This is a genomic window from Rhizobium sp. N122 (genome assembly GCF_002211295.1).
GTDB lineage: Bacteria > Pseudomonadota > Alphaproteobacteria > Rhizobiales > Rhizobiaceae > Rhizobium.
In genome coordinates this window covers 1-23,109 of record NZ_LOKU01000042.1, presented here as the reverse complement: position 1 = coordinate 23,109, position 23,109 = coordinate 1, and the positions used below count along the sequence as shown (strand labels likewise).

Genomic DNA, 23,109 nt, shown 5'->3' with positions numbered 1-23,109 from the left:
TCGAGGATGTCCCCCCGGGCAGCATAGCGGGGATGTTCAATCTCGGGTCGGTTACCCGTGTCGCAACGGACGTCTTCCTTGCCGCGCCAGATTAGGGCTCTCATTTAAATCTTCCTAATGTTCAAAGTGGCACTATCTACACCCGGGAGGATAGTGAACATGCGGGCGATACCTAGGGAACCTTCCGAGGGTGTGGGGGTTAGCTGACCATCCCCGCAACTCTGCAATGGGGGCGAGCATGACGTCCGACATTCCTAATACTGGCACAGGGTCGGATCTGACCGCGCAGGAGCTGGGCGACCTGACGAGGGCGGCCGAAAAGAAAAACGTGCTCGCCGAGCTCTCCAGCCACTGCCGGTTCCTCGAGGCGACGCTGGCATCAATCCCCGACTTCGTTTATGCCTTCGATCGGCAGCGGCGCTTCGTCTATGCCAACCCCGCGATGCTCGCGGTTTCGTCAGACGAGTTGATTGGCAAGAGTTTCGCTGACCTCGACTATCCTGCAGACCTTGCAGACCGCCTCAATGGGCACATCGACCACATCCTGACGGACGGGGTCACTGTCGAGGACGAAGTCTTCTACCGCAGCACGACCGGCTACCAAGCTTACGTCCAGTTCGTGTGGGGACCGGTCCGTGCCGAGGACGGTTCGGTCGAGCTGGTGGTTGGCATGTCGCGTGACATCAGCGAGCGCCGCTTCTTGGACGAAGCTTTGAGGAAGAACGAGGCTCGCCTGCGTGCCGCGACGGAGCTGGCGGGCCTGGGTATCTATTCCTGGGATCCGGTCACCGGAGCACTGGAATGGGACGAGCGCTTGCGGGCGATGTGGGGCCTCCCTCCAGACATCGAGGTCACGATGGAAGTGTTCGAGGCAGCTATTCATCCCGACGATCTGCCATCCGTCCACCGTGCAATCGCGGCATGTGTCGATCCGGCGGGCGACGGGCGCTACAACGTCGAGTATCGGCTGCTCGGGCGCAACGGCAACGGCACTCGCCACATCGCGACCTCGGGCCGAGCCACCTTCTCGCAAGGGCGCGCCATCGGTTTCATCGGTGCCGCGATCGACATCACAACTCGGCGCCGCAGCGAGGCAGCGATTCGGGCGAGTGAGGCGCTGTTTCGCAGCTTCGCGAACAATAGCAGCAACCTGATCTGGATCGTTGATTCGGTCGAAGCGATGATCATCTATCGTAGCGCCGCCTATGAGAAGATCTGGGGCATACCGGGTCCGGAGGCGCCCACACCCTTCGCCGAGTGGATGGAAGATGTTCATCCCGACGACCGACAGCAGGTCGAACGTGCGCTTGCCTCCGTTGGGGCCGGGGAAGTCGAGCAGTTCGAGTATCGGATCGTCCGGCCGGTCGACGGCGCAATCCGCTCGCTTCGGGACACGAGCTTTCCGATCCTCGATGAGCAAGGCGCCGTGACCCGGATCGGCGGGATCACCGAGGACCTCACCACGGACAATATCCGCCAAGCCTATATCATTTGCAGTAGGGCCGCTGACGCCCGCCGCCTGGCTGGTATTGTCAGGGCCGAAGGTTATCGGGCGCGCACCTTTGCAAGCGGCTCCGCCTTTCTTGACGTGGCCCCAGTGCTCGCGCCCGGCTGTGTGCTCGTCGATCTCCGTAAGGCGAAGGACGAGGGCCTCTCAATCCCACGCGAGCTCAAGGCGCGATCGATTCCTCTGCCAACGATCGCCCTAGACGCACCGGGGGCGGATGTCGAGGCGGCCGTCACCGCGATGAAGGCCGGCGCGGTCGACTACGTAATCGTGGCAAAGGAAGTACTCCTTCGCCCCACGCTCTCCAAAGCGATGGCGGAATGTCTCGGGACCACGCGGCCGATGAAGCGCGAAGAAAATGCTGCTGCTCGCATTGCCAGACTGACGCCCCGGGAGCACGAGGTGCTCGTCGGCCTGGTTGACGGCGGAACTAACAAATCGATCGGACGGAAGCTCGGCATCAGCCCGCGCACGGTGGAACTGCATCGTTCGCAAGTCATGAACCGTCTAAACGCGGACAGCCTTACGGAGCTGCTCCAGATCGCGTTGGTCGCAGGTATGGCAACAGCAGCCGGGGTGGGGTGAAGTCGGCTGCCGGCTCCTAGAACATCCTTTGAACGGGAGCGACAGCAACGGCGAGCGGTTTTAGGCACCAAGAGTCGTGGGGCCTTCCTCTACCCTCTGTGCTCTCCCACTCCGACGTGCTCCCACGGAGTCGAAATAGCTGGCCGAGGGTTCATACCCTTTCAAGGCGACCTCTGCATACGAGGAAGCCTCATCAGAAGTTCAGCCGGGCGATCATCGGGCAGTGATCCGAAATCGCCAGCACCTGGTCTTTCCCATTTGGGGTGCCCGCCTTGTTGCCACCCAGGTTTCCAATGCTCAGATGCTCGGCCGGGCCATCGCTGTTGATTCCGGGGCCGACGAGGATGTGATCAAGGCCGACCGGATTGCGGCAGCCGAGATAATTGTCCGATGCGAGCAGCTGTGTTTCCGGCGTGGTCAGGTCGCGGATCTCGGCCTGAGTGCAGAGGGCCTGTCCGGCATCGCTGATCTGGCAGTGCTCGTCGAGAACCTTGAGATTGCCGGCCGCCGGCTGACCGTCGGCCACTTCTTCAATGAGGGACCGGGACAGCACTCCTGCCGGCCGTGGCGACGAGGTTCCGCTGGCGTCGGTCCTGGCCGGTCGCTGGTCACGCAGCTCATGCCAGAAGTTGCGGTTGAAATCGCCGAGGAGAACGATCTTGGCGCCGTCGGCCGCCGCGTTCTCAATCCAGCTTTCCAGCGGATCAATCTGTTGGTGCAGGATCGTGCAATCCCTACCAGTACCCTCCAGCTTTCCATCGTCGAATGGCGACACACAACCCGACTTGAGGTGGACATCCATGATGCGAAGCAGTTTCCCATCGACCTTGAGTGTGAGAGCGAGACCTGGGCGAGGGCGCTTGTCGTCCGGGTTGGCGGGAAGGCTGAGCGCGTCCTCGATGGCGCAGGACATTTTTTCACCGAGCGTCTTCTTCCAGGCAATGACGAGGCGTTGCACCTTGTAGCCCGTCACGGGGCAGAAATCGTAATCGCTGGCGCCGTTCGGAAGCACTTCCCGGACTGCTTGTTCGCCACTGACTTCCTGGAAGGCGATGATGTCGGCGGGTATGGAGCGGGAGATGAAGTTTGTGATCTGCTCCTGCCGCTTGCGGTAGGCCTCAAGATTTACGCGAACGGTTCCCCCGGCGAAGTAGACATTACAGACGGGGAGGCGGCCGACGTCCCATCCCTCGATCTTGAATGCATCGATGTCCCATCCCGGCTTGAACCCCGCTTCTTGCGACGGCTTGAACTTGCCGGTGGCGGAATCTTCGACATAGTTCTTCGAACATTCGCGGATCCAGTGCTGCGCCGTTTCCAGGTCCATATGCCAGCCGAGGTTCCAGGTGGCTATGGTAACCTGGCTTGCCAGGGCCTCGACCGATCCGAACAGAACGAGAAGGCATGCGGCCACATATCGGATCATCGACGTCTCCCTCGCCTCAAAGTTGATTGCGGGGAGTGAATTACACTTTGCAAATCCGCGCAAGAGTTCCGCGAGCGCACGGGCAATTATTTTCGAACATTCTCGCGATCGATGCCGGTTGCCATCCGGCTCGGAGGCATGTGCTTCAGCCAACCTGCTCTACAGACAGCGATCCCATGGGAAGCGACTTGATCAGCGACTTCGCGGAAACCGTTGGATCAAGCCAGTCGGCCCAGGCGTCGCGCTCGAGGATGACGATCTGCCGGTCATGGTAGGGCGCTATGTCCGGCCCCGGCTCCATCGTCAGCATGGTAAAGGCTTGCCCGACGTCCGCCGTCTCGCGCCAGATGCCGGCAATGCAGAAGATCGGTTCGTCCTTCTTGGTGAACAGCCACTTGTCCTTGCGCTTCTTTTTCGGGTCCTTCGGATCGGTGAACTCGTAAAACCCGTCCGCAACGATCAGGCAGCGATTGGAATCGAACGCCCGGCCCTCCGACCGGAAATTATACACCGGCCGCTTGTTCGGCCCCGGCCAGCTCCAGCGCCGCTGCACGAGTTCCGCCTCATCGCGGGCGCCGTCGATTGTCCTGACGATGGGGCCAAGATCGGTGATCTTGATGTCCTCCCGCGCTTCGAGGTTCGGCGCGCCTTCGCCGAAACGGATCTTGATCTTGAGGTCAGCGAAATCCTCGATGATCGAGGCGACATCCACCACAAGCCGATAATCATTGCACATGCGTCCTCCGTCTCAAGTCTGATTGTCTCTCAGTGGTGTTCCTGATATGTTCTATCTATGATGAGCGCGACCGTTTTCCAGTCCGACGCCCCGTTCGACGAGCGCCGCGTGATCATAAGGCGTCATGACGGCGATGTGGAGATGGTGGAGCTGCCGTGGGGGCTGCGCCCTCGCGACGGTGGTCCGCGCGCCGTCAACGTCGTCCGATCGGAAGGACGGACGTTCCCGAGCCAGTGTTGCCTGGTGCCGGCCTCGGAGTTTCGTCACAAGAGCTTCAGCTTCTCGCTCGCCAACGGCGACTGGTTCTATTTCGCGGGGATCTGGCGGCCTGCGACTAATGGCTGGCCCGAGGCCTACGCCATCCTGACTATCGCGGCGAATGCCGATATCGCGCCCTTCCACGACCGGCAGATGGCGGTGCTGCCACGGGAAGAACGCATGGCCTGGCTCGACGGACTTCTTCCGGAAGAGGAAATCCTGCGGCCGCTGCCGGCGGGAACATTCCGCGTCAAGCGGCACGCCGGTGCTTTTGCCCAAAATATGCTGGCCGTCTAAAGCGCCAATCGCAACTGCGGCTCCGTTCCGGAGTTCCGCCGCTCCAGTGACGACAGCGAAACGCCGAGCAGGCGGATGCCCTTTCGGGGTGGAAAGATCGGCGTCAGCAGCAGGCCGACGATATCCTCCAGATCGGTGATCGCCGCGACAGGTGCCGGAACTGTCTTGCTGCGGGTGATCTGGTTGAAGTCGGCGTATTTGACCTTGAGCGTCACCGTCTTGGCGCCGATCCCATTGGCCTCGCAGTAACCCCAGACCTTTTCGATCAGCGGCTGAAGCCCTTCGCGGGCCGGCTCATAGGCATGGAGGTCCTGCGAAAACGTATCCTCGGCGCCCACGGATTTGCGCACCCGGTTCGGCTTGACCTGACGCTCGTCGATGCCGCGGGCAATACCATAGAAATAGGGGCCTGACTTCCCGAAATGCTCGACCAGAAACTCGAGGGTGTGCTGCTTGAGGTCGGCGCCTGTCTCGATCCCGAGCCGGTGCATCTTTTCGGCCGTTGCCGGGCCTACGCCATGGAATTTCTTGACGGGGAGGGCCTCGACGAAAGCCAGGCCGTTCTTCGGCGTGATGACGGCCTGGCCATTGGGCTTGTTGAGGTCGCTCGCCATCTTGGCGAGGAACTTGTTGTAGGAAATCCCGGCCGAGGCATTGAGGCCGGTGATCTCTTTGATCTTGGCGCGGATCTCTAGCGCGATCTCGGTGGCGATCTCCATGCCCTTGAGATTATGCGTGACATCGAGATAGGCCTCGTCGAGCGACAGCGGCTCAATGAGAGGCGTGTATTCGGCGAAGATCTCGCGGATCTGCTGCGACACCGCCTTGTAGACGTCGAAGCGCGGCGGCACGAAGATCAGATCCGGGCATTTTCGCTTGGCGGTCACCGACGGCATCGCCGAGTGCACGCCATAGGCACGCGCCTCGTAGCTCGCCGCCGCCACAACGCCGCGCGCGGCGGATCCGCCGACGGCAATCGGCTTGCCGCGCAATTCCGGGTTATCGCGCTGCTCGACCGACGCGTAAAACGCGTCCATGTCCACATGGACGATTTTTCGGACGGGGGTCGAGCTCATGTCGTTCATGGCGGCTTCAGCGATCGCGACGGGATCGGCATCAGGAGTTCGCGCCGAAACAAAGCAAGAACATAGCAGGCTTCGGCGCGATATCAACCTTTTCGAGGGGCGCATCGGACCTGCCGTCGAAACTACCAGCCGCCGGCGGCGTTCTCGTCCTGTGGAAATCATCACCGGGAGCCCCCAATGGCGGACGACAGCACCACGACGATCAGAGCGACCTTCGAGACAAGAGAAGCCGCGGACCTTGCCGTCGAACATCTGGTCCAGCAGCACGGTATCGCGAGGCCGGATATTTTCATCCAGGCGGCCGGCGACCGCAACACCGCCGGCTCGGCGCCGTCAGGCGGCGATGCCTCGCATGACGATGGCGCGCGTCGCGACGCGCCGCTCGAAGGCGAGATCGAGGTCTCGGCGGATATCGCGCCCAGCCAGATCGCCGCCGTCCAGCGCAGTCTCGGAGACGCCGGCGCGCTCCGGGTGTCCCACCGCTGAGCAGACGTTTCCCACTGTCGCGCGTTGAGAGGAGTTCACAAGTTCCATGGCCGACAATCTCTCGAAATATCGGGCCAAGCGCGATTTCAGGAAGACCAGCGAACCGAGCGGGGAAGCGGGCGTCAAACCATCGAACCGGCGGCGGTTCGTGATCCAGAAGCACGACGCCACGCGGCTGCACTATGATCTCAGGCTCGAGCTCGATGGTGTGTTCAAGTCCTGGGCGGTGACCAAGGGGCCATCGCTCGATCCGCATGACAAGCGGCTCGCGGTCGAGGTCGAGGATCACCCGCTCGACTACGGCGACTTCGAAGGCACGATCCCGAAGGGGCAGTATGGCGGCGGCACGGTGATGTTGTGGGACCGCGGCTACTGGGAGCCGGAAGGCCGCACGTCTCCGGAAGAGGCTTTGAGGAAAGGCGACTTCAAGTTCACGCTTCAAGGCAAGCGACTGCATGGTAGTTTCGTCCTGGTCCGGATGCGCAACGACCGCGATGGCGGCAAGCGGACCAATTGGCTGCTGATCAAGCATCATGACGATCATTCCGTTGAAGACAACGGTGCGGCTGTCCTGGAGGAGAACGCGACCTCCGTCGCTTCCGGCCGCAGCATGGAGCAAATCGCCGAGGGCAAGGGGCGCAAGCCGCGGCCGTTCATGATGGCGAATGCGGATGTCGAGGCGGACGCCGTCTGGGACAGCAAACATGGCCTGGCCGCCGACGAGCGCAAGAAGAAGTCTCCTAAGGTTGTGGCGACCTCCACCGCCGCCGATCTGCCGGATTTTATCGAGCCGCAGCTTTGCGATCGGCTCGATCGTCCACCGGCCGGCGACGATTGGCTGCACGAGATCAAGTTCGACGGTTATCGGATCCAGATGCGTGTCGCCGACGGAAGGGCAACGCTGAAGACACGCAAGGGCCTCGACTGGACCGCGAAGTATCCTGAGATCGCGGATGCGGCGTCCGGACTGCCCGACTGCATCATCGATGGCGAGATTTGCGCGCTCGACGAAAACGGCGCTCCCGATTTCGCCTCCCTCCAGGCCGCCCTGTCGGAAGGCACGACGGGGAACCTGGTCTATTTCGCCTTCGACCTTCTGTTCGACGGCGGCGAGGACCTGCGATCGATGCGTCTGGTCGAGCGGAAGGAGCGGCTGAAGAAACTCCTCAACGATGCAGGCGACGATCCTCGCATCCGCTACGTCGAGCATTTCGAGTCCGGTGGTGACGCGGTGCTGCGATCCGCCTGCAAGCTGCATCTCGAGGGCGTCATCTCCAAACAGATGGATGCACCTTATCAATCCGGCCGCACCGACAGCTGGGGGAAGTCGAAATGCCGGGCCGGCCATGAGGTGGTGATCGGCGGATACGCCAGGACCAACGGCAGGTTCCGATCTCTTCTGGTCGGAGTCCACCGCGGCGATCACTTTGCCTATGTCGGCCGTGTCGGAACCGGCTACGGCGTCCGGAAAGTCGAGATGCTGCTGCCGAAACTGAAGGCGCTCGAGACGGCGCGATCACCGTTCACCGGTATAGGCGCTCCGAAGAAGGAAGCCGAGGTTCTCTGGGTGAAGCCCGAGCTTGTCGCCGAAATCGAGTTCGAAGGCTGGACCGCTGACGGCCTCGTCCGCCAGGCCGCCTTCAAGGGATTGCGCGAGGACAAGCCGGCGAAAGAGGTCGAGGCCGAGAAGCCGGCGCCGCCCGCCAAAACCGAAACCGCTGAACCTGCCGCGGGCGCCGAACATAAGCCCGTACGCCGCAAAGGCGCGAAGGCGGAGGTCATGGGGGTACTCATCTCAAATCCCGACAAGCCGCTCTGGCCGGATGCCGGCGACGGCGACGGCGAGCCGGTCACCAAGGAAGATCTTGCGCGCTACCATGAAACCGTCGGCGCCTGGCTGATCGAGCATATCAAGGGCCGGCCATGTTCGATCATTCGCGCGCCGGACGGCATTGGCGGCGAGCAGTTCTTTCAGCGCCATGCGATGCCCGGCACATCCAATCTTCTCGAACTAGTGAAAGTGTTCGGCGACAAAAAGCCTTACCTGCAGATCGACCGGATCGAGGGGCTTGCGGCGATCGCCCAGATCGGCGGTGTCGAGCTGCATCCTTGGAATTGCCAACCCGGAAAACCGGAAGTGCCCGGCCGGCTGGTGTTCGACCTTGACCCCGGCCCCGACGTGCCCTTCGCGACGGTGGTCGCGGCTGCCCGCGAGATGCGTGACCGGTTGGATGAACTCGGCCTCGTCAGCTTCTGCAAGACCACGGGCGGCAAGGGGCTGCATGTCGTCACCCCGCTCGCCGTCAACAAGCGCAAGCCTCTCGCTTGGGCCGAGGCCAAGGGATTTGCGCATGCCGTCTGCCAACAGATGGCGCGCGACAATCCCGACCTTTATCTCATCAAGATGACCAAGAGCCTGCGAGGCGGCCGCATCTTCCTCGATTATCTCAGGAACGATCGCATGGCGACGGCCGTCGCACCGCTGTCACTGCGCGCGCGGCCCGGCGCCACCGTGTCGATGCCGCTCACCTGGGAGCAGGTGAAGTCCGATCTCGACCCGAAGCGCTTTACCGTCCGCACTGTGCCGTCGCTCCTTGTCCGGTGCTCCGCCTGGCGGGACTACTGTGACGGCGAGCGCCCGCTGGAGCAGGCGATCAAGCGCCTGGGAAAATCGAGGCGCGCAGCGTGATCTCCAGAGGGTCGCTTCCGGGTCGCGACCTGCAATCATTGTTGATCGCCGCGAATCTGGCTATATGGCGTAAAGCTGAAATGCAGCGACAAACGCCTCGTCCCCCTTTGTCATCAGGGCAGGAGCACCGATGCTGAAGACCGATACGCGCCAGGCGAACTGGCGTCGCGCCAATCCCGGCAAATATGACGCTCATCTTGCCGTGCAGCGAGCAGTCAAGGCGGGCGAACTGGAAAAGCAAACCTGCGAGGTCTGCGGCGCCGAAGCTGTCGATGCCCATCACGATCAATATGACGAGCCATTGAGGGTACGCTGGTTATGCCGGCGGCATCACACGCGGCTTCACCACTACGGTGAGGACATGTTTCCGATCAGGGACGCATTTTGAAATTGGCTTGATCAGGAAGGTTACTTCCAACCCCGCCCGCTACGCGCGCTCCCGACAACGGTGGAGCGTCCTGCGCATCTCAGTCGGCCGGCTTGTCGTTGATGTCGAAGACCGCGGCATTGTCCTGGACTTCACGCAGGCCCTTGTAGGAGGCGTGCCGTAAACTGCCGTCTTTGGTCCAGCCGCGAAATTCGATCTCTGCGATCAGGGTCGGCTGGGCAAAGACCAGGTTCTTGCCCTTGAGCGGCACGGCCGGCTGCCTGGTCTTCAGCTTGTCGAGCGTCGTGCGCAACTCTTGGGCATTCTTTGTGTTGAAGCCCGTTCCGACCGAGCCGGCATATACCCAGTCATGCCCCTTGCGCGCTGCGAGCAGCAGGCTGCCGATCCCGCCGCGCGCGACCGTCGACTGCTCGTAGCCGACGATCATGAAGCTTTCGCTCTGGATGCATTTGATCTTCAGCCAGTCGCCGGTGCGACCGGAGCGATAGGGCCGATCGCGATGCTTGGCGATGATGCCTTCGAGCCCCATCGAGCAGGCATTCGCCAGGAGTTCTGCACCATCGCCATAGACTTCGTCCGACAGCTGGATCGCGCCGGTGGCGCCATCGAGAAAATCTTCCAGCAAGTGCCGGCGAACCGAGAGTTCGGTTCCGGTCAGATCATGGCCGTCGAAATAGAGAAGGTCGAACGCGAAAAACACCGACTCCGTCGACGAGCGCTTGCCACCGCGCCCGCCAAGCGAACGCTGCAGCGCCCCGAAATCCGAACGCCCTTGCTTGTCGAGCACGACGGCCTCGCCATCGAGGATCGCGGTCCCGACCCCCAGCGTCCTGGCAGCTTCAGCGATCACCGGAAAACGATGCGTCCAGTCGTGCCCGCCGCGGGTGATGATCCTGACGCCCTTTGGCTCGATGTGGATGGCGAGGCGATACCCGTCCCACTTCACCTCGAATGCCCAATCCGGTCCTTGCGGCGGAGCCGGCTTCAGGAGCGCGAGGCACGGCTCGATACGGCCCGGCATCGGATCGAACGGAAGATTGGGCTGTGCCGGATCGCGCCGCCGCGCGGGCTTGGACTTGGCGACGGACTCGTCCTGCAGCAGCGGTTTGGCGCGCCGGCTCATTTGCCGGCCCGCTGTTCGGCCGCGACCGACTTCTTCAAGGCATCCATGATATTCACCACGTTGTTTGCCGGAGCCGACGGCGCGGGTTTGCCTTTGGCTTTCGCAGGTTTCTTTATGGCCTTCTTCTTGGCGGCGATGATGTCGAGCAGGCGCTCCTGGACAGGATCGGCCACCATCTTGGGGCTCCAGTCTTTCGTCTGCCTTTTGATCAGCTGCTGGACGAGCGGCATCATGTCTGAATCGGCCTTTTCGTCGCCGATTGCCTCGAAATAGCTGTCTTCATCGCGGACCTCGTCGCCATAACGGAGCGTCCAGAGGATGATACCCTTGCCGCGTGGCTCGAGCATGACGGCGCGCTCGCGGCGCGAGATCACCAGCCGGGATATGCCGACCATGTTCTGCGCTTCCATGGCGTCGCGGATGACCGAGAATGCTTCCTGTCCGACCGGGTCGTTGGGGGAGAGATAGTAGGGCGTGTCGAGCCAGATCCACTCGATGCTGTCTCGCGGCGTGAAGGTGGAGATGTCGATGGTTTTCGTGCTCTCCAGCGCCACGTTTTCAAGCTCCTCGTCTTCGAGAATGACGTACTCGTCTTCGCCGCGCTGATAGCCCTTGACCTCGTCTTCTTCCTTGACGTCCTTGCCAGTGACGGAATCGACGTAGTGGCTGACGACGCGGTTCTGGGTCTGGCGATTGAGCGTATGGAAACGGACCTTCTCGCTCTCTGAGGTGGCCGGCATCATCTGCACCGGGCAGGTGACGAGCGAGAGTTTGAGATAGCCTCGCCAGTAGGGACGTAGAGCCATGGTGTCTCCTCCGATCAGCTGGCACGACGGGTGGGTGCTGCGGCCTGCTTCGCTTTCGCGGCGGGCTTGGCCGCTTTCTGGCGGCCGGCTCCCCGGTTGGCATTGGCGGCGGTGCGTTTCGGTTTCGTCTCCTTCCCGCCGATACCGGCACTTTCGCGCAGGGCCTGCAGCAGGTCACTGGGCTTGGATGCTACCGGCGGCCTCTTCTTCGGCAGAGCGCGGCCCTCGATCTTGGCTTTCACCAGCTCTGCAACGGCAGCCTCATAACGGTCTTCAAAGGTGCTGGCGTCGAAGCTGCCCTTCTTGGTGGCGATGATGTGTTCGGCAAGCTCGAGCATTTCGCCTTCGATCTTCAAATCGGGCATCTCTTCGAACGCCTTTTCCGCCGAGCGGACCTCGTAGTCGAAGTTCATCGTCGAGGCGATCAGGCCCTTGCCGTGCGCCCGGATGAGAACGGTGCGCAGCCGGCGAAAGAGCACGGTTCGGGCAATAGCGGCAACGCTCTGCTTTTTCATGCCGTCGCGCAGCAGCAGGAAGGCATCCGTGCCCATCTTGTCGGGCGCGAGGTAATAAGGCTTGTCGAAATAGGTGGTGTCGATCTGCGAACAGGGAATGAAGGCCTCGATGACAAGGGTCTTGTTGCTTTCGGGCACGGCCGCGGCAACTTCCTCGGGCTCGAGCACGACGTATTGGCCGTTCTCGATCTCGTAGCCCTTGACCTGGTCGTCGCGCTCGACAGGATCGCCGGTTTCACTGTCGATGAACTCGCGCTTGACCCGGTTGCCGGTTTTTCGATTGAGGGTGTTGAAGGCGATGCGTTCCGATGAGGAGGCGGCCGTATAGAGGGCCACAGGGCAGGAGACTTCCCCGAACTTGATGTAGCCTTTCCAATTCGCTCTTGGACCCGCCATGACCTGGTACTCCCGACGCAACTCAGGCGATTCAAGTGATTCGGTGGCGAATCGTTCCGACTCGAAACGAATCATTTTTCAATGACTTAGCTCTATTCGGCTGCGCGTTTTGCGAGTCCTGCCTAGGTCAATGATTCCATGCGTCTTTTAGGGTTGGCGCGCGTTTTCTGGGTGGAACAACCCCAAAGGAGTCCTGCTATGAGCAAGCGTGAACTGATCGATACCGGCACCGATAAACGCTACGTCCGCCGCGACAAGAAGGGCAGGTTCAAGGAAAGCGATGACGTATCGCGGTCGCTCTCAGCTGACGCACGCCGCGACGCGAAACACGTGGCCAAGCCAGGGCAGGGCGACAAGGGTGACCGCAAGCACTGAGACCTGTTGAAACCTGATTTCAGATGCGCGAATGAATTGGGCGACTGAATTTTTCGATCGCTTACTTTCCAAACGTAGCTTTAACCCGGGTGGACCCTTCCGCGTCTGGTCGCCGATGCCGATATCGAATGACCTTCCTACCGGCGACATCGACGAGGTGTTGCCGTGGCCACACCGGATGGATTAAATGACAGCATAAATCGTCAGCCATTGGGTATGTCATGACGGATACGAGCATCGAATGGCAGCAGGACGGGATGGATTCCGGCTGGTTCTTCGCCAACGGCGTCGGTTCGATTCGAAGCAGTTCCAGCTACCGCCCGGGCGGATGGTGGTTCCTCGCAAAGTGGCTGCCTGACACTGAGGAGCACGACATGGGTCCTTTCAAAACAAAAGCCGCGGCGATGGCGGAAGCCGAGCGCCTCGCTGCATTGGACACGCACCAGGTGCAGCGCTGATCACCATGCGGTCAGAACAGTTTTTACGCCTGTTCGGCTAGAGGCGGGTCCATGCGAAAACGGGAATTTCTGATCGGCACGGCTATTCTGGCGCTGTCCCTTGCAGCGGGAGGCGAAGGCATGGCGGCGTCGAACGAGCCGGTTGATCCTTCAGCCCTTGCAACGCTGCGGCCCGGCATGCCAATCTCGGCGGTCGAAAAGGCGATGGGGTCTGTCTGGCGGACGCCGGCGCCGCACAAGGGCGGCGTGATCGACATTCTCGAAAACACACATGGCGTTATCGTGCGGATCGATCGAAAAGGGCTGATCGGCAGGATCGATTTCAATTCCCGCTTCATGCATACCATCGCGGGCATTCCCATGGGGATATCGCTCGCCGATCTTCGCGCCACAGTGCCGGATATGGAGATCGGCAAAGAAAGTGCGACGAGTGGCGGTGCGCGTTTCGGAACGAAGCACCTGCCGGAAGGCATCTTGTCCGTCCGCATTACGTTCGATGCAGTTTCCGGCATCGCCATCTTCAATCCAAAAGCTGAATATGCGGAGCCGAGTGCTCCGCCTTACCCTGCTGTGGCCGGCGCTCCCGGCGCTCCTTTCTCGGATTCGAACCTGAAGCTGGCGGTGCTGTCCTCGCTTCTCTATGCGAAACTGCTTGATCTCGGCACACCTGAACAGCTTGCGACCCATGTGCTCGGGCGTGAGGTCGATCTGGAGAAGGACGGTTACGAACTTATCCCGGAAGCGCTGGATTATCTGGTCCGCTATCCGCTCACCGAGGAACTGCTGGCCTCCGTCGAGGATATCGAGCTCGATGGCGGCGCGGCGATCTATCCGTTCGCCTGGTATTTCTGGGGCGGCGAAGAAAACGCCTTCGATGTGAAGGATCTCTCCGGCATTCGGTTCTGCCCCAACCTGAAAAGCTTTTCGGTCAACGCCATGATCGACAAGGTCGATATCCACGCTCTCGTGCCGCTCAAGAAGCTCGAGCGGGTCGAGATCAACGTCCCGTCCGAAAATGTCGATGCATTGCTCGATCTGCCGGCGCTTAAAGAAGCGGGGCGGTTTCGCAAGAAGCCGGCTCCTCGGGAGATCTTCGAGGAGTTGGAGCGGCGCGGCGTGCAAGTGTACTGATCGCAGTTGCCAAGAGGTTAGAATGTTCTGACCAGGCATTCATCAGCTCAGACGTGCCGCGCGCAAATTCCTTCATCAATCCTTCTAATACAGCCCTCGTTATATTCCCGCGCTGGATCGTTCATTTCATTCCTCATCGTGATCGGGCGGAAATTCCAGCATTTCCAGCTCGTATTCCAGGCTGCCGATCTTATCGAACAGCGCCTGTTCGTAGTTGGAAAGAACGCTGCCAAGATGCGCAAGGGCCTCCGCCTGTGGTCTCGTGCCGTCATTCGGCGTGTAGACGATTTCTCCGCCATAGGCGAGATCGATATAGCTTTGAACAAGCGCCAGCTCATTTCTGGCAAATTCGATGTTCGAGCGGATTGCGGCCAGGTTCCGTTCTTCGGCCGTCGTTCCGAAGATCGTCCCAGACAACGCCTCGAGGCGCTTTTCCTCGAACGATACGACGTTTTCCGTCATGGGGTATCCTCCTTGCTAAATGAAAGGCCATTGGCAGTTAGACAAGGGAAACGGGTCTGGCAGCGGTCGACGCCATCTTCCGAAATCAGACGAGGGCAGCCGAGGCTCAGCCGCCGGCGAAGCTGGTGGAATGTGAAACTCGCGCCGTACTGCTTGACCAGGATCTTTCGATCGAACTCCGTATTCCGATCACATGCAGTGCACTCGACAGTGACGACCGATCCCCGGAAGTCGCGGAGCGTTGGACCGTCATAGGTATTTTTTCTTATCGATGACATTTTTAGAGCCTGTCAGCCGACCATTGTTAGCCAATTGAATTCACTGGTTCTTCCGGTAGTGCAGCAAATGGGCAGGTTGCAGCCCGTCGATCACTCGCCTGTATATGCACATTGACTCACATGCCGTGTCGGAACAAATAGGGAACATACTCGCTTTCGAGCGAGATGAAAACCCATACTGACGAAGGCTTCCGAATGGCGCAGACCAGCGCAAACCCGATCATCTCCGATCTTCGAGACCGCATCCAGCATCTCGAAGGGACTGCAGCGCGACGAACATCCGTCCTTCCGTTCGGGCTGGCCGAGCTTGACGCGCAGCTGCCGGGTGGCGGCCTGGCCTTTGGTGCGCTGCACGAAGTCGCCGGCGGCGGAAACGGCGCGATCGATGGCGCGGCCGCGGCGCTCTTCATCGGCGGCATCGCGGCTCGCACCACCGGCAAGGTGGTCTGGTGCCTCACCCGTTTCGATCTGTTCTTTCCCGCGCTCGCCTCGGTCGGCCTTCACCCCGATCGCGTCATCTTCGTCGAATGCGACAAGGAAGAGACGGTGCTGGCGAGCTTCGAAGAAGCTTTGCGCTATGGCGGCCTCGGCGCCGTCGTCGCCGAACTGGTGCGCCTGCCGATGACGGCATCGCGCCGGCTGCAGCTCGCGGCGGAAAAGTCCGGCACATTGGGCCTGGTGATCCGCCGATGGCGGCGCCAGACGGAAGCCTCCGATTTCGGCATACCGACGGCCGCTGCGACCCGCTGGCGGATCTCGGTGCTGCCGTCCGAGCCGCTCCCCGTGCCGGGCGTCGGCCGCGCGCGGTGGCTGGCAGAACTCATGCGGGTCAGGGCAGGCGAGGGAGGAGAATTCATTATCGGAGCATGTGATGGCAAGGGTCGTATCTGTCTTTCTTCCGATGCTGCCAACCGACAGGATCAGGCGCGCCGATCCTTCGCTCAATCCTGACACGCCGCTGGTTGTGATCGCCAGGAGCGGTTCGAAGCGATGGGTGGCGGCGGCCGATCAAGCGGCTGCCAAGCTGGGCTTGCGCGTCGGCATGCCGGCCGCCAAGGCGCAGGCGCTGGTCCAGGGGTTGACGATGGTGGATGCCGACCCAGTGGCCGACCTCGCGACACTCGAACGGCTGACGCTTTGGGCCTTGTCGCAATATTCTCCCGTCGTTGCCATGGATCCCCCTGATGGTATCGTCATGGATACCGAGGGCGCCGACCATCTGCAGGGTGGCGAGGACCTGATGCTCTCCGGTCTCGTCAACCGCTTCCGCGCCCGGGGTCTCGCCGCGCGCGCGGCAATCGCCGACACTCGGGGTGCGGCGCATGCGCTCGTCCGGTCCACGGATCGCGAGACCATCATCATCCCGGGTGGCGAGACCGCCAAAGCGGTCAATCGTCTGCCGCTATCGTCGCTGCGGCTGCCTGCCGAGATCGTCGGAAGCCTCCGTACCCTCGGCTTCGCCACTGTCGGCGATTTGGCAGTGACGCCGCGGGCGCCGCTGACGTTGCGTTTCGGGCCCGAGGTCGGGCGCCGCCTCGACCAGATGTTCGGCCGGCTCGCCGAGCCCATCGACCCGATCCGGCCGGCTGATCTCGTCGAGGTCCAAAAATCTTTTGCCGAACCGATCGGCGCCCCGGAGACGATCGAGAAATATGTGAGCCGCCTGGTGCGGCAGCTCTGCCTTGAGCTTGAGAAACGAGGACTTGGCGTGCGGCGCGCCGACCTGATCGTCCACCGCGTCGACAACACAATTCAGTCGCTCCGGGCGGGCACGGCCAAGCCCGTCCGAGATATCGCCTGGCTGACAAAACTCTTCCGCGATCGGATCGAGAAGATCGAGCCTGGCTTCGGCATCGAGAAGCTGAGCCTCGCCGCCATCATCGCCGAGCCGCTCGTCGAGACGCAGTCAACGTCTTCGCTGATCGGAGAACAGGTGACCGATGTCACACCGCTGATCGACGTGCTGGGAAACCGCGGCGGCCAGCGGATTTTCCGCGTCGCGCCGGTGGCAAGCGACGTGCCCGAGCGCAGTGTCCGGCGGATCGCACCGACGGCTGACGAGATCGGCGCGACCTGGCCGCTGCATTGGCCGCGGCCATCCCGACTTCTGGCCCGTCCGGAACAGATCGAGGTGATTGCGCTTCTGCCCGATCATCCGCCGGTCTCCTTTACCTGGCGCGGCAAACGGCGCCGGGTGAAGCGCGCCGACGGTCCGGAGCGCATATTCGGGGAATGGTGGCAACGCAGCTCCGAATGGGTTGCCGTTCGCGACTATTTTGTCGTCGAGGATGAAGCCGGCGAGCGTTTTTGGATTTTCCGGTCGGGCGACGGCGTCGATGCTGACACCGGATCGCTCAAATGGTTCCTGCATGGGGTGTTTGCCTGATGCGCTACGCCGAACTGCAGGTCACCACGCATTTCTCGTTCCTTCGCGGCGCAAGCTCGGCGGAAGAGCTTTTTGCGGCCGCCAAGCTCATGGGCATCGAGGCGCTCGGCGTCGTCGACCGCAACAGCCTGGCCGGCATCGTTCGGGCGCTCGAAGCCTCGCGCGCCACCGGCCTGCGGCTCGTCGTCGGTTGCCGGCTCGATCTCGCCGACGGCATGTCGATCCTCGTCTATCCCACCGATCGCGCCGCCTATTCGCGGCTGACGCGGCTTTTGACATTGGGCAAGGGCCGCGGTGGCAAAGCCCACTGCATCCTGCATCTTGAGGATGTCAGGCTCTATTCCGAAGGCCTGATCGGCATCCTGGTTCCGGATATGCCGGACGATGCCTGCGCCGTGCAACTGAGGAAGATGGCGGAAATTTTCGGGGACCGCGCCTACGTCTCGCTCTGTCTGCGCCGGCGGCCGAACGATCAGTTGCGGCTGCACGAGCTGTCGAACCTGGCGGCGCAGTACCGGGTGAAGACGGTCGTCACCAACGATGTCCTGTTTCATGAGCCGGGCCGGCGACAGCTTCAGGATGTCGTCACCTGCATTCGCACCGGCACGACCATCGATGACGTCGGCTTCGAGCGCGAGCGCCACGCCGACCGCTTCATCAAACCGCCGGAAGAAATGGCGCGTCTGTTTCCCCGCTATCCGGAAGCGCTGGCACGCACGATGGAAATCGTCGCGCGCTGCAGGTTCAGTCTGGAGGAGCTCGTTTATCAATATCCCGAGGAGGCGTTGATCCCGGGCATGACGGCGCAACAGTCGCTGGAGCACTACACCTCGGAAGGCGTGGAGACGCGCTATCCGGAAGGGCTGCCGGCGCATGTCGAAAAAACGATCCGGCATGAACTCGCTCTGATCGAGACGATGAAATACGCCCCCTATTTCCTGACGGTGTTCTCGATCGTCCGCTATGCCCGATCCCAGGGAATTCTCTGCCAGGGCAGGGGATCGGCGGCGAATTCCGCAGTCTGCTACGTGCTCGGCATCACCTCCATCGACCCTGATACCAATGATCTCCTCTTCGAGCGCTTCGTCAGCCAGGAGCGCGACGAGCCGCCCGATATCGACGTCGATTTCGAGCATGAGAGGCGGGAGGAGGTGATCCAATGGATCTACAAGACCTACGGCCATGACAAGGCGGCGCTCTGCTCCACCGTGACCCGCTACCGCGCCAAGGGCGCCATTCGTGATGTCGGCAAGGCGCTCGGCCTGCCCGAGGACCTGATTAAGGCGCTTTCCTCCGGCATCTGGTCCTGGTCGGAAACCGTCGGCGAGAGCCAAGTGCGGGCCCTTGGCCTCAATCCGGAGGATCGACGTCTCGCCTTGACGCTGCGGCTTGCCCAGCAGCTGATGGGAGCACCGCGCCATCTCGGTCAGCACCCGGGTGGATTTGTCCTGACCCACGACAGGCTCGATCATCTCGTGCCGATCGAGCCGGCGGCGATGGCCGACCGCCAGGTGATCGAATGGGACAAGGACGACGTCGAGGCGCTCAAAATGATGAAGGTCGATGTGCTGGCGCTCGGGATGCTGACCTGCATGGCCAAGGCCTTCGCGCTGATCGGCGCGCACAAGCATCAGGATATCGACCTCGCCACCATCCCGCAGGAAGACGCGGCGACCTATGCGATGATCTGCAAGGCCGACACGCTTGGCACCTTCCAGATCGAGAGCCGGGCGCAGATGTCGATGCTCCCGCGGATGAAACCGGAAACCTTTTATGACCTCGTCATCCAGGTGGCGATTGTCCGCCCCGGGCCTATCCAGGGCGACATGGTCCATCCATACCTTCGACGCCGCGAGGGCAAGGAGAAGGTCGAATATCCGACCCCCGAACTGGAGGCGGTCTTGCACAGGACGCTGGGCGTGCCGTTGTTCCAGGAGTCGGCGATGAAGATCGCGATGGTCTGTGCTGGTTTCACGGGCGGCGAAGCCGACCAGCTCCGCAAATCGATGGCGACGTTCAAGTTCACCGGCGGCGTCAGCAGGTTTGAGGACAAGCTCGTTTCCGGCATGATCCGCAACGGCTATTCGCCAGAGTTTGCAAAGCGCACCTTCGGCCAATTGGAAGGCTTCGGATCCTATGGTTTCCCTGAAAGCCATGCTGCCAGTTTCGCGCTGATCGCCTATGCCAGCAGCTACATCAAATGTCATTTCCCGGATGTGTTTTGTGCGGCTCTGTTGAATTCTCAGCCGATGGGCTTTTATGCGCCCGCTCAAATCGTCATCGATGCGAAGAAACACGGCGTCGAGGTGCGACCGGTCTGCATCAACCGGTCGCGTTGGGACTGCACGCTTGAGGAGGTCGAAGGCACTGACCGGCATGCGGTGCGGCTCGGCATGCGTCTGGTGCGCGGCTTGGCGACCGCCGACGCCGCCCGCATTGTCGCCGCGCGCGCCGACGAGCCCTTCGCATCGGTGGACGATATGTGGCGCCGGTCTGGTGTGCCAGTTGCTTCCCTCGTCGAGCTCGCCGAGGCCGACGCGTTCCTGCCGTCATTGCGGCTCGAACGACGCGATGCGCTCTGGGCGATCAAGGCGCTGCGCGACGAGCCGCTGCCTCTGTTCACCGCCGCGGCCGAACGCGAAGCGCGGGCGATCGCCGAGCAGCAGGAGCCGAACGTCGAACTCAGGCAGATGACCGACGGGCACAACGTCGTCGAAGACTACAGTCACGTCGGGCTGACGCTCCGGGAGCACCCTTTGAGTTTCCTGCGGGCCGACCTCGATAAGCGCCGGATCGTCACCTGTGCGCAGGCGACGGCGGCACGCGACGGAAAGTGGCTTATGGCGGCCGGGCTGGTGCTGGTGCGCCAGCGGCCTGGTTCGGCGAAGGGTGTGATGTTCATCACCATCGAGGACGAGACCGGCATTGCCAATGTCGTCGTCTGGCCGAAGCTGTTTGAACGGTCGCGCCGGGTGGTGCTCGGCGCCAGCATGATGGCGATCAACGGCAGGATCCAGCGCGAAGGCGAGGTGGTTCACCTGGTCGCGCAGCAGCTCTTCGATTTGTCGGGTGATCTATCAGGGCTTGCGGGGCGCGACGGCACGTTTCATCCGCCGACCGGGCGCGGTGACGAGTTCGCCCATGGCTCTCCCGGCAGTCCCGATTCACGCGAAAAAGCGCCTCCGGGGGTTCGGGCGAGGGACATGTTCACGCCGGATCTTCATATCGATACGCTGAAAATCAAGAGCCGGAATTTTCATTGATACATGGGAGGGAACAACGGGTCGTAGGTCCGTATTGGTTCAAGGCGTTAAATTATTCTGTCCACTTTGGCTTCGTAGTATCATCCCGCCCAATACGGAATATACCTCGCATTGCGCTTGCCTTGATCCGGGTCCGCCGGAGCAATACGGCCTAGTTTGATTGACTCTGCAATCACAGCGGAAACGGCCTGATACTCTTCCGGAGCCAATGAAAAACGCTCGCGTAGCGTCGCATTGCTCATGTAATCGTGGGTGAGCCACCGAAGGACGCAATGAAAAAAGCAGGCACGCAATTTTTCCGCCTTTGACATCTGGCCGAAGCCCTTCGGCGCAAACAGTACGACACGCATCGAATGCTCAGATGAGATGAAGTCTGGGGGAGGCAGCCGCTGCGCTTCGATTTCTATCAGGGTTTTGTCGAGACCGCCGCCGCGCTCCTCACACAGTCCGAAAGAACGCATGGTTGCAGCAAGCTTTTCGTTTCTCGATCGACGTTCGTCCAGAATACGATCGGTGTTGATTAGGGAGTTGCCGGGATTGGTAACCTCGATGCGGTTGTCGTAGATTTCAACGACTGGTCCAACGCCGGTTGCCATAAAGTCTTGGTGAATAAGAGCGTTCGCAATAACCTCGCGTACAGCGGTTTCCGGGAAATGCGGCACCATCCGTCGAACGCCATCGATATACCGCTCGTCCTTCGGCAGCCTCTCCATCAGAAACCGCATCATTGCCGTGAAAGCGACAGCATACCCCTTCCTGCCCTCCTGTTCAAAGTCGGAACGGGACTTATCACGGCCGGAATATTTGACAATGCGAACCGTCTTCCCCGCGATTGATGGGAAAGCCGTTACATCACGCGCTAGCATAATTGCGCCTAAGTTGGTGATGTCGAACCTTCCCTCGAGGTTGTCGAGAAGGAAGCCTGCATCAACCATTTTTCGAATGATTTCTTGATTATTTTTTGGCCTTGGCTCATCGGTCAGATCATAAATCGGATCTGGATCCAGCATCGCGAATATATCGTCTGCCGTTACATTCGATAACGCGACCGCGGTTTCGAAACGTCTTCGACCAGTCGCTATCCAGAGAGCACGTTCGTGTTCAGGAAACTCGGCAAGCTTTTTCTTGTTTTCGCCAATCCTGATAAATTCCGCACCGGAAAATTTCACGGGCCGCTCATAGGAAGGCTCAATGGCGACGATTGAGTAAGCCAAGCCGTCGCACACAAAGTCCAGCACCTCGATCAGCACCCGTGGCTCGACCATTCGGGCGAGCCAGTTGGTGAAATCCTCGTTGCCCTGCTTTAGTTGCTGCAGGCGGAGTTCGGTACCGACGCGTCTCTTAGTCCTGTCTTCTATCCCAAATACGAGAAAGGCACGATCTCGACCAAGCAGCATTGCAGAATTCGCCAGCGCCGACACGTACTCTCCAATTTCACGCGGATCCTTGTTATTGACCTTGAACTCGAGCCACGCACTCTCGGACGGCTCTTGCAGCAACCGATTGAGAAGTGCGCAGGGATCATGAATTGGCATGCGGTCCTCTTTTATCCCCCTTATATCAGATTCGATTGCTCCAGCAGCATTTTTCGATCAAGGCCGGCAACAATTCGGAATAAAAACAAAGCGATGCAGCAGGACGGTCTAGGAAACTTTTTATCCTCGTTTTGAACCAGCCCTGCTGCGACTGCTTTTCTAAATGTAAATTTTGGCTACTCCGCTTTTATCCCTATTATATCCGAATCTAAGCATGCGTGAGGAGTGGTTCTCATTAGAAACAATAACTTAGACACCAAAGCGGTAGACTGTTTATATAGTCTTGAAATTGCCCACCGGACGTATGCGCTCTTAATCTGTCATCTTCAGCATCCTCATGCAGCTTCCCATACCTGATTCAAAATCTTAGCAGCCAGCGCTGCCTTATCCTGCGGCAGGAATCGACCGTAATGCTGCTGCACCACATCCGGCGTGTCCTGAATGGCATAGCTGATCGTGTCCCAGCACGTGGTGTAGGTGGCGGAAGGTAGCAAAGCCGAGTGCCCGCGCGCTTCTCGTTGCGCTGTAGCGGGTGATCGGCTTTGCGGGCGGCCATCAGTGTTTTCCGCTAGGGTCGGGTTGTTCAAGACCAACCTAACGGAAAGACCACCGATGACCAATGACATGATGAACGTGCGCTAGGCAGCAAGCGCACAATGGCGCAGTGTCGCCGATTAAATCAGGCCGAAAGTGCCGAAGCTTGCCATCATGAGGACCGTGCTCGCGCATGCCGGCAAGAGCGGCCGGCGGGTCGTATCCGCCTTCATCGCGACGGCCTTTGCCCAGGAGACCCCGGATCACTTGTTGAGAAGAGCGCGGATGCAGATTTGTTGCGTGAGATGATCGGCTTTGCTGCCGAGCGGCTGATGGAGCTGGAAGTAGGCTCGGCTACGGGTGCAGAGTTCGGCGAGAAGAACCCCATGC

The 23,109-nt window shown here is 60.9% G+C and carries 20 protein-coding genes; 11 read left to right on the top strand and 9 right to left on the bottom strand.

Annotation, left to right across the window (positions count from 1 at the left end):
- Positions 1 to 238: 238 nt before the first annotated feature.
- A complete protein-coding gene (locus tag ATY75_RS24480; protein WP_184345208.1) occupies positions 239 to 2,092 on the top strand; it encodes a PAS domain-containing protein in 1,854 nt (617 codons plus the stop codon).
- A 193-nt stretch (positions 2,093 to 2,285) separates the two neighbouring features.
- Here the strand turns inward: ATY75_RS24480 and ATY75_RS24475 are convergent, their stop codons facing one another.
- Both ATY75_RS24475 and ATY75_RS24470 read right to left on the bottom strand, forming a co-directional pair.
- Complete coding sequence (locus ATY75_RS24475; RefSeq protein WP_088939537.1) at positions 2,286 to 3,518, bottom strand: endonuclease/exonuclease/phosphatase family protein; 1,233 nt, start codon at positions 3,516 to 3,518, stop codon at positions 2,286 to 2,288.
- A 145-nt stretch (positions 3,519 to 3,663) separates the two neighbouring features.
- Positions 3,664 to 4,254 (bottom strand): SOS response-associated peptidase, encoded by a 591-nt coding sequence (locus ATY75_RS24470; protein WP_088939536.1) that lies wholly within the window; start codon positions 4,252 to 4,254, stop codon positions 3,664 to 3,666.
- 57 nt (positions 4,255 to 4,311) lie between these two features.
- On the opposite strand from ATY75_RS24470, the gene ATY75_RS24465 reads away from it, so the two are divergent.
- On the top strand, positions 4,312 to 4,809 hold the full coding sequence (locus tag ATY75_RS24465; protein ID WP_184345209.1) for an SOS response-associated peptidase: 498 nt from the start codon (positions 4,312 to 4,314) through the stop codon (positions 4,807 to 4,809).
- Here the strand turns inward: ATY75_RS24465 and dinB are convergent.
- Positions 4,806 to 5,894 carry a DNA polymerase IV gene (gene dinB, locus ATY75_RS24460; protein ID WP_088939535.1) on the bottom strand — a complete coding sequence of 363 codons (1,089 nt, stop codon included), beginning with the start codon at positions 5,892 to 5,894 and terminating at the stop codon, positions 4,806 to 4,808. The genes ATY75_RS24465 and dinB overlap by 4 nt on opposite strands.
- 177 nt (positions 5,895 to 6,071) lie before the next feature.
- On the opposite strand from dinB, the gene ATY75_RS24455 reads away from it, so the two are divergent.
- From ATY75_RS24455 to ATY75_RS24445, 3 genes are all read left to right on the top strand, one after another.
- The gene (locus tag ATY75_RS24455) at positions 6,072 to 6,380 is read left to right on the top strand and encodes a hypothetical protein (RefSeq protein WP_088939534.1); all 309 of its coding nucleotides are present in this window, start codon (positions 6,072 to 6,074) and stop codon (positions 6,378 to 6,380) included.
- 46 nt (positions 6,381 to 6,426) lie between these two features.
- Positions 6,427 to 9,069: a DNA ligase D gene (gene ligD / locus ATY75_RS24450; RefSeq protein WP_088939533.1), complete on the top strand. Its 2,643-nt coding sequence runs from the start codon at positions 6,427 to 6,429 to the stop codon at positions 9,067 to 9,069.
- A 130-nt stretch (positions 9,070 to 9,199) separates the two neighbouring features.
- On the top strand, positions 9,200 to 9,457 hold the full coding sequence (locus ATY75_RS24445) for a hypothetical protein (RefSeq protein WP_088939532.1): 258 nt from the start codon (positions 9,200 to 9,202) through the stop codon (positions 9,455 to 9,457).
- Between the two features lie 79 nt (positions 9,458 to 9,536).
- On the opposite strand, the gene ligD (ATY75_RS24440) is transcribed toward ATY75_RS24445, so the two are convergent.
- From ligD (ATY75_RS24440) to ATY75_RS24430, 3 genes are read right to left on the bottom strand one after another with little or no spacing between them, the layout of a single operon-like run.
- A complete protein-coding gene (gene ligD / locus ATY75_RS24440; RefSeq protein WP_088939531.1) occupies positions 9,537 to 10,580 on the bottom strand; it encodes a non-homologous end-joining DNA ligase in 1,044 nt (347 codons plus the stop codon).
- Positions 10,577 to 11,386 (bottom strand): Ku protein, encoded by an 810-nt coding sequence (locus ATY75_RS24435; RefSeq protein WP_088939530.1) that lies wholly within the window; start codon positions 11,384 to 11,386, stop codon positions 10,577 to 10,579. The genes ligD (ATY75_RS24440) and ATY75_RS24435 overlap by 4 nt, the downstream gene beginning before the upstream one ends.
- A 14-nt stretch (positions 11,387 to 11,400) precedes the next feature.
- Positions 11,401 to 12,297: a Ku protein gene (locus ATY75_RS24430; protein WP_088939529.1), complete on the bottom strand. Its 897-nt coding sequence runs from the start codon at positions 12,295 to 12,297 to the stop codon at positions 11,401 to 11,403.
- 198 nt (positions 12,298 to 12,495) lie between these two features.
- Here ATY75_RS24430 and ATY75_RS24425 point away from each other — a divergent pair, with 198 nt between their 5' ends.
- From ATY75_RS24425 to ATY75_RS24415, 3 genes are all read left to right on the top strand, one after another.
- Positions 12,496 to 12,672, top strand: coding sequence for a hypothetical protein (locus ATY75_RS24425; RefSeq protein WP_088939528.1), 177 nt, complete (start codon positions 12,496 to 12,498; stop codon positions 12,670 to 12,672).
- A 221-nt stretch (positions 12,673 to 12,893) separates the two neighbouring features.
- On the top strand, positions 12,894 to 13,130 hold the full coding sequence (locus tag ATY75_RS24420) for a hypothetical protein (RefSeq protein ID WP_088939527.1): 237 nt from the start codon (positions 12,894 to 12,896) through the stop codon (positions 13,128 to 13,130).
- A gap of 51 nt (positions 13,131 to 13,181) precedes the next feature.
- Positions 13,182 to 14,261: a hypothetical protein gene (locus ATY75_RS24415; protein ID WP_225881143.1), complete on the top strand. Its 1,080-nt coding sequence runs from the start codon at positions 13,182 to 13,184 to the stop codon at positions 14,259 to 14,261.
- A 126-nt stretch (positions 14,262 to 14,387) separates the two neighbouring features.
- On the opposite strand, the gene ATY75_RS24410 is transcribed toward ATY75_RS24415, so the two are convergent.
- Complete coding sequence (locus tag ATY75_RS24410) at positions 14,388 to 14,723, bottom strand: hypothetical protein (RefSeq protein ID WP_088939526.1); 336 nt, start codon at positions 14,721 to 14,723, stop codon at positions 14,388 to 14,390.
- A gap of 473 nt (positions 14,724 to 15,196) precedes the next feature.
- Between ATY75_RS24410 and ATY75_RS24400 the strand changes: the two genes are divergently transcribed.
- The 3 genes from ATY75_RS24400 to ATY75_RS24390 are packed head-to-tail and all read left to right on the top strand — an operon-like array spanning position 15,197 to position 20,650.
- On the top strand, positions 15,197 to 15,952 hold the full coding sequence (locus tag ATY75_RS24400; protein ID WP_088939524.1) for an ImuA family protein: 756 nt from the start codon (positions 15,197 to 15,199) through the stop codon (positions 15,950 to 15,952).
- Entirely contained in the window at positions 15,873 to 17,387 is a 1,515-nt protein-coding gene (locus ATY75_RS24395; protein ID WP_184345211.1) for a DNA polymerase Y family protein, read from the top strand. The genes ATY75_RS24400 and ATY75_RS24395 overlap by 80 nt, the downstream gene beginning before the upstream one ends.
- The gene (locus ATY75_RS24390) at positions 17,387 to 20,650 is read left to right on the top strand and encodes an error-prone DNA polymerase (RefSeq protein WP_088939522.1); all 3,264 of its coding nucleotides are present in this window, start codon (positions 17,387 to 17,389) and stop codon (positions 20,648 to 20,650) included. The genes ATY75_RS24395 and ATY75_RS24390 overlap by 1 nt, the downstream gene beginning before the upstream one ends.
- A gap of 80 nt (positions 20,651 to 20,730) precedes the next feature.
- Here ATY75_RS24390 and ATY75_RS24385 read toward each other — a convergent pair whose 3' ends face one another.
- Positions 20,731 to 22,185, bottom strand: coding sequence for an ATP-binding protein (locus ATY75_RS24385; protein WP_088939521.1), 1,455 nt, complete (start codon positions 22,183 to 22,185; stop codon positions 20,731 to 20,733).
- 335 nt (positions 22,186 to 22,520) lie between these two features.
- The gene (locus ATY75_RS24380) at positions 22,521 to 22,811 is read right to left on the bottom strand and encodes a hypothetical protein (RefSeq protein ID WP_088939520.1); all 291 of its coding nucleotides are present in this window, start codon (positions 22,809 to 22,811) and stop codon (positions 22,521 to 22,523) included.
- Between the last annotated feature and the right edge of the window lie 298 nt (positions 22,812 to 23,109).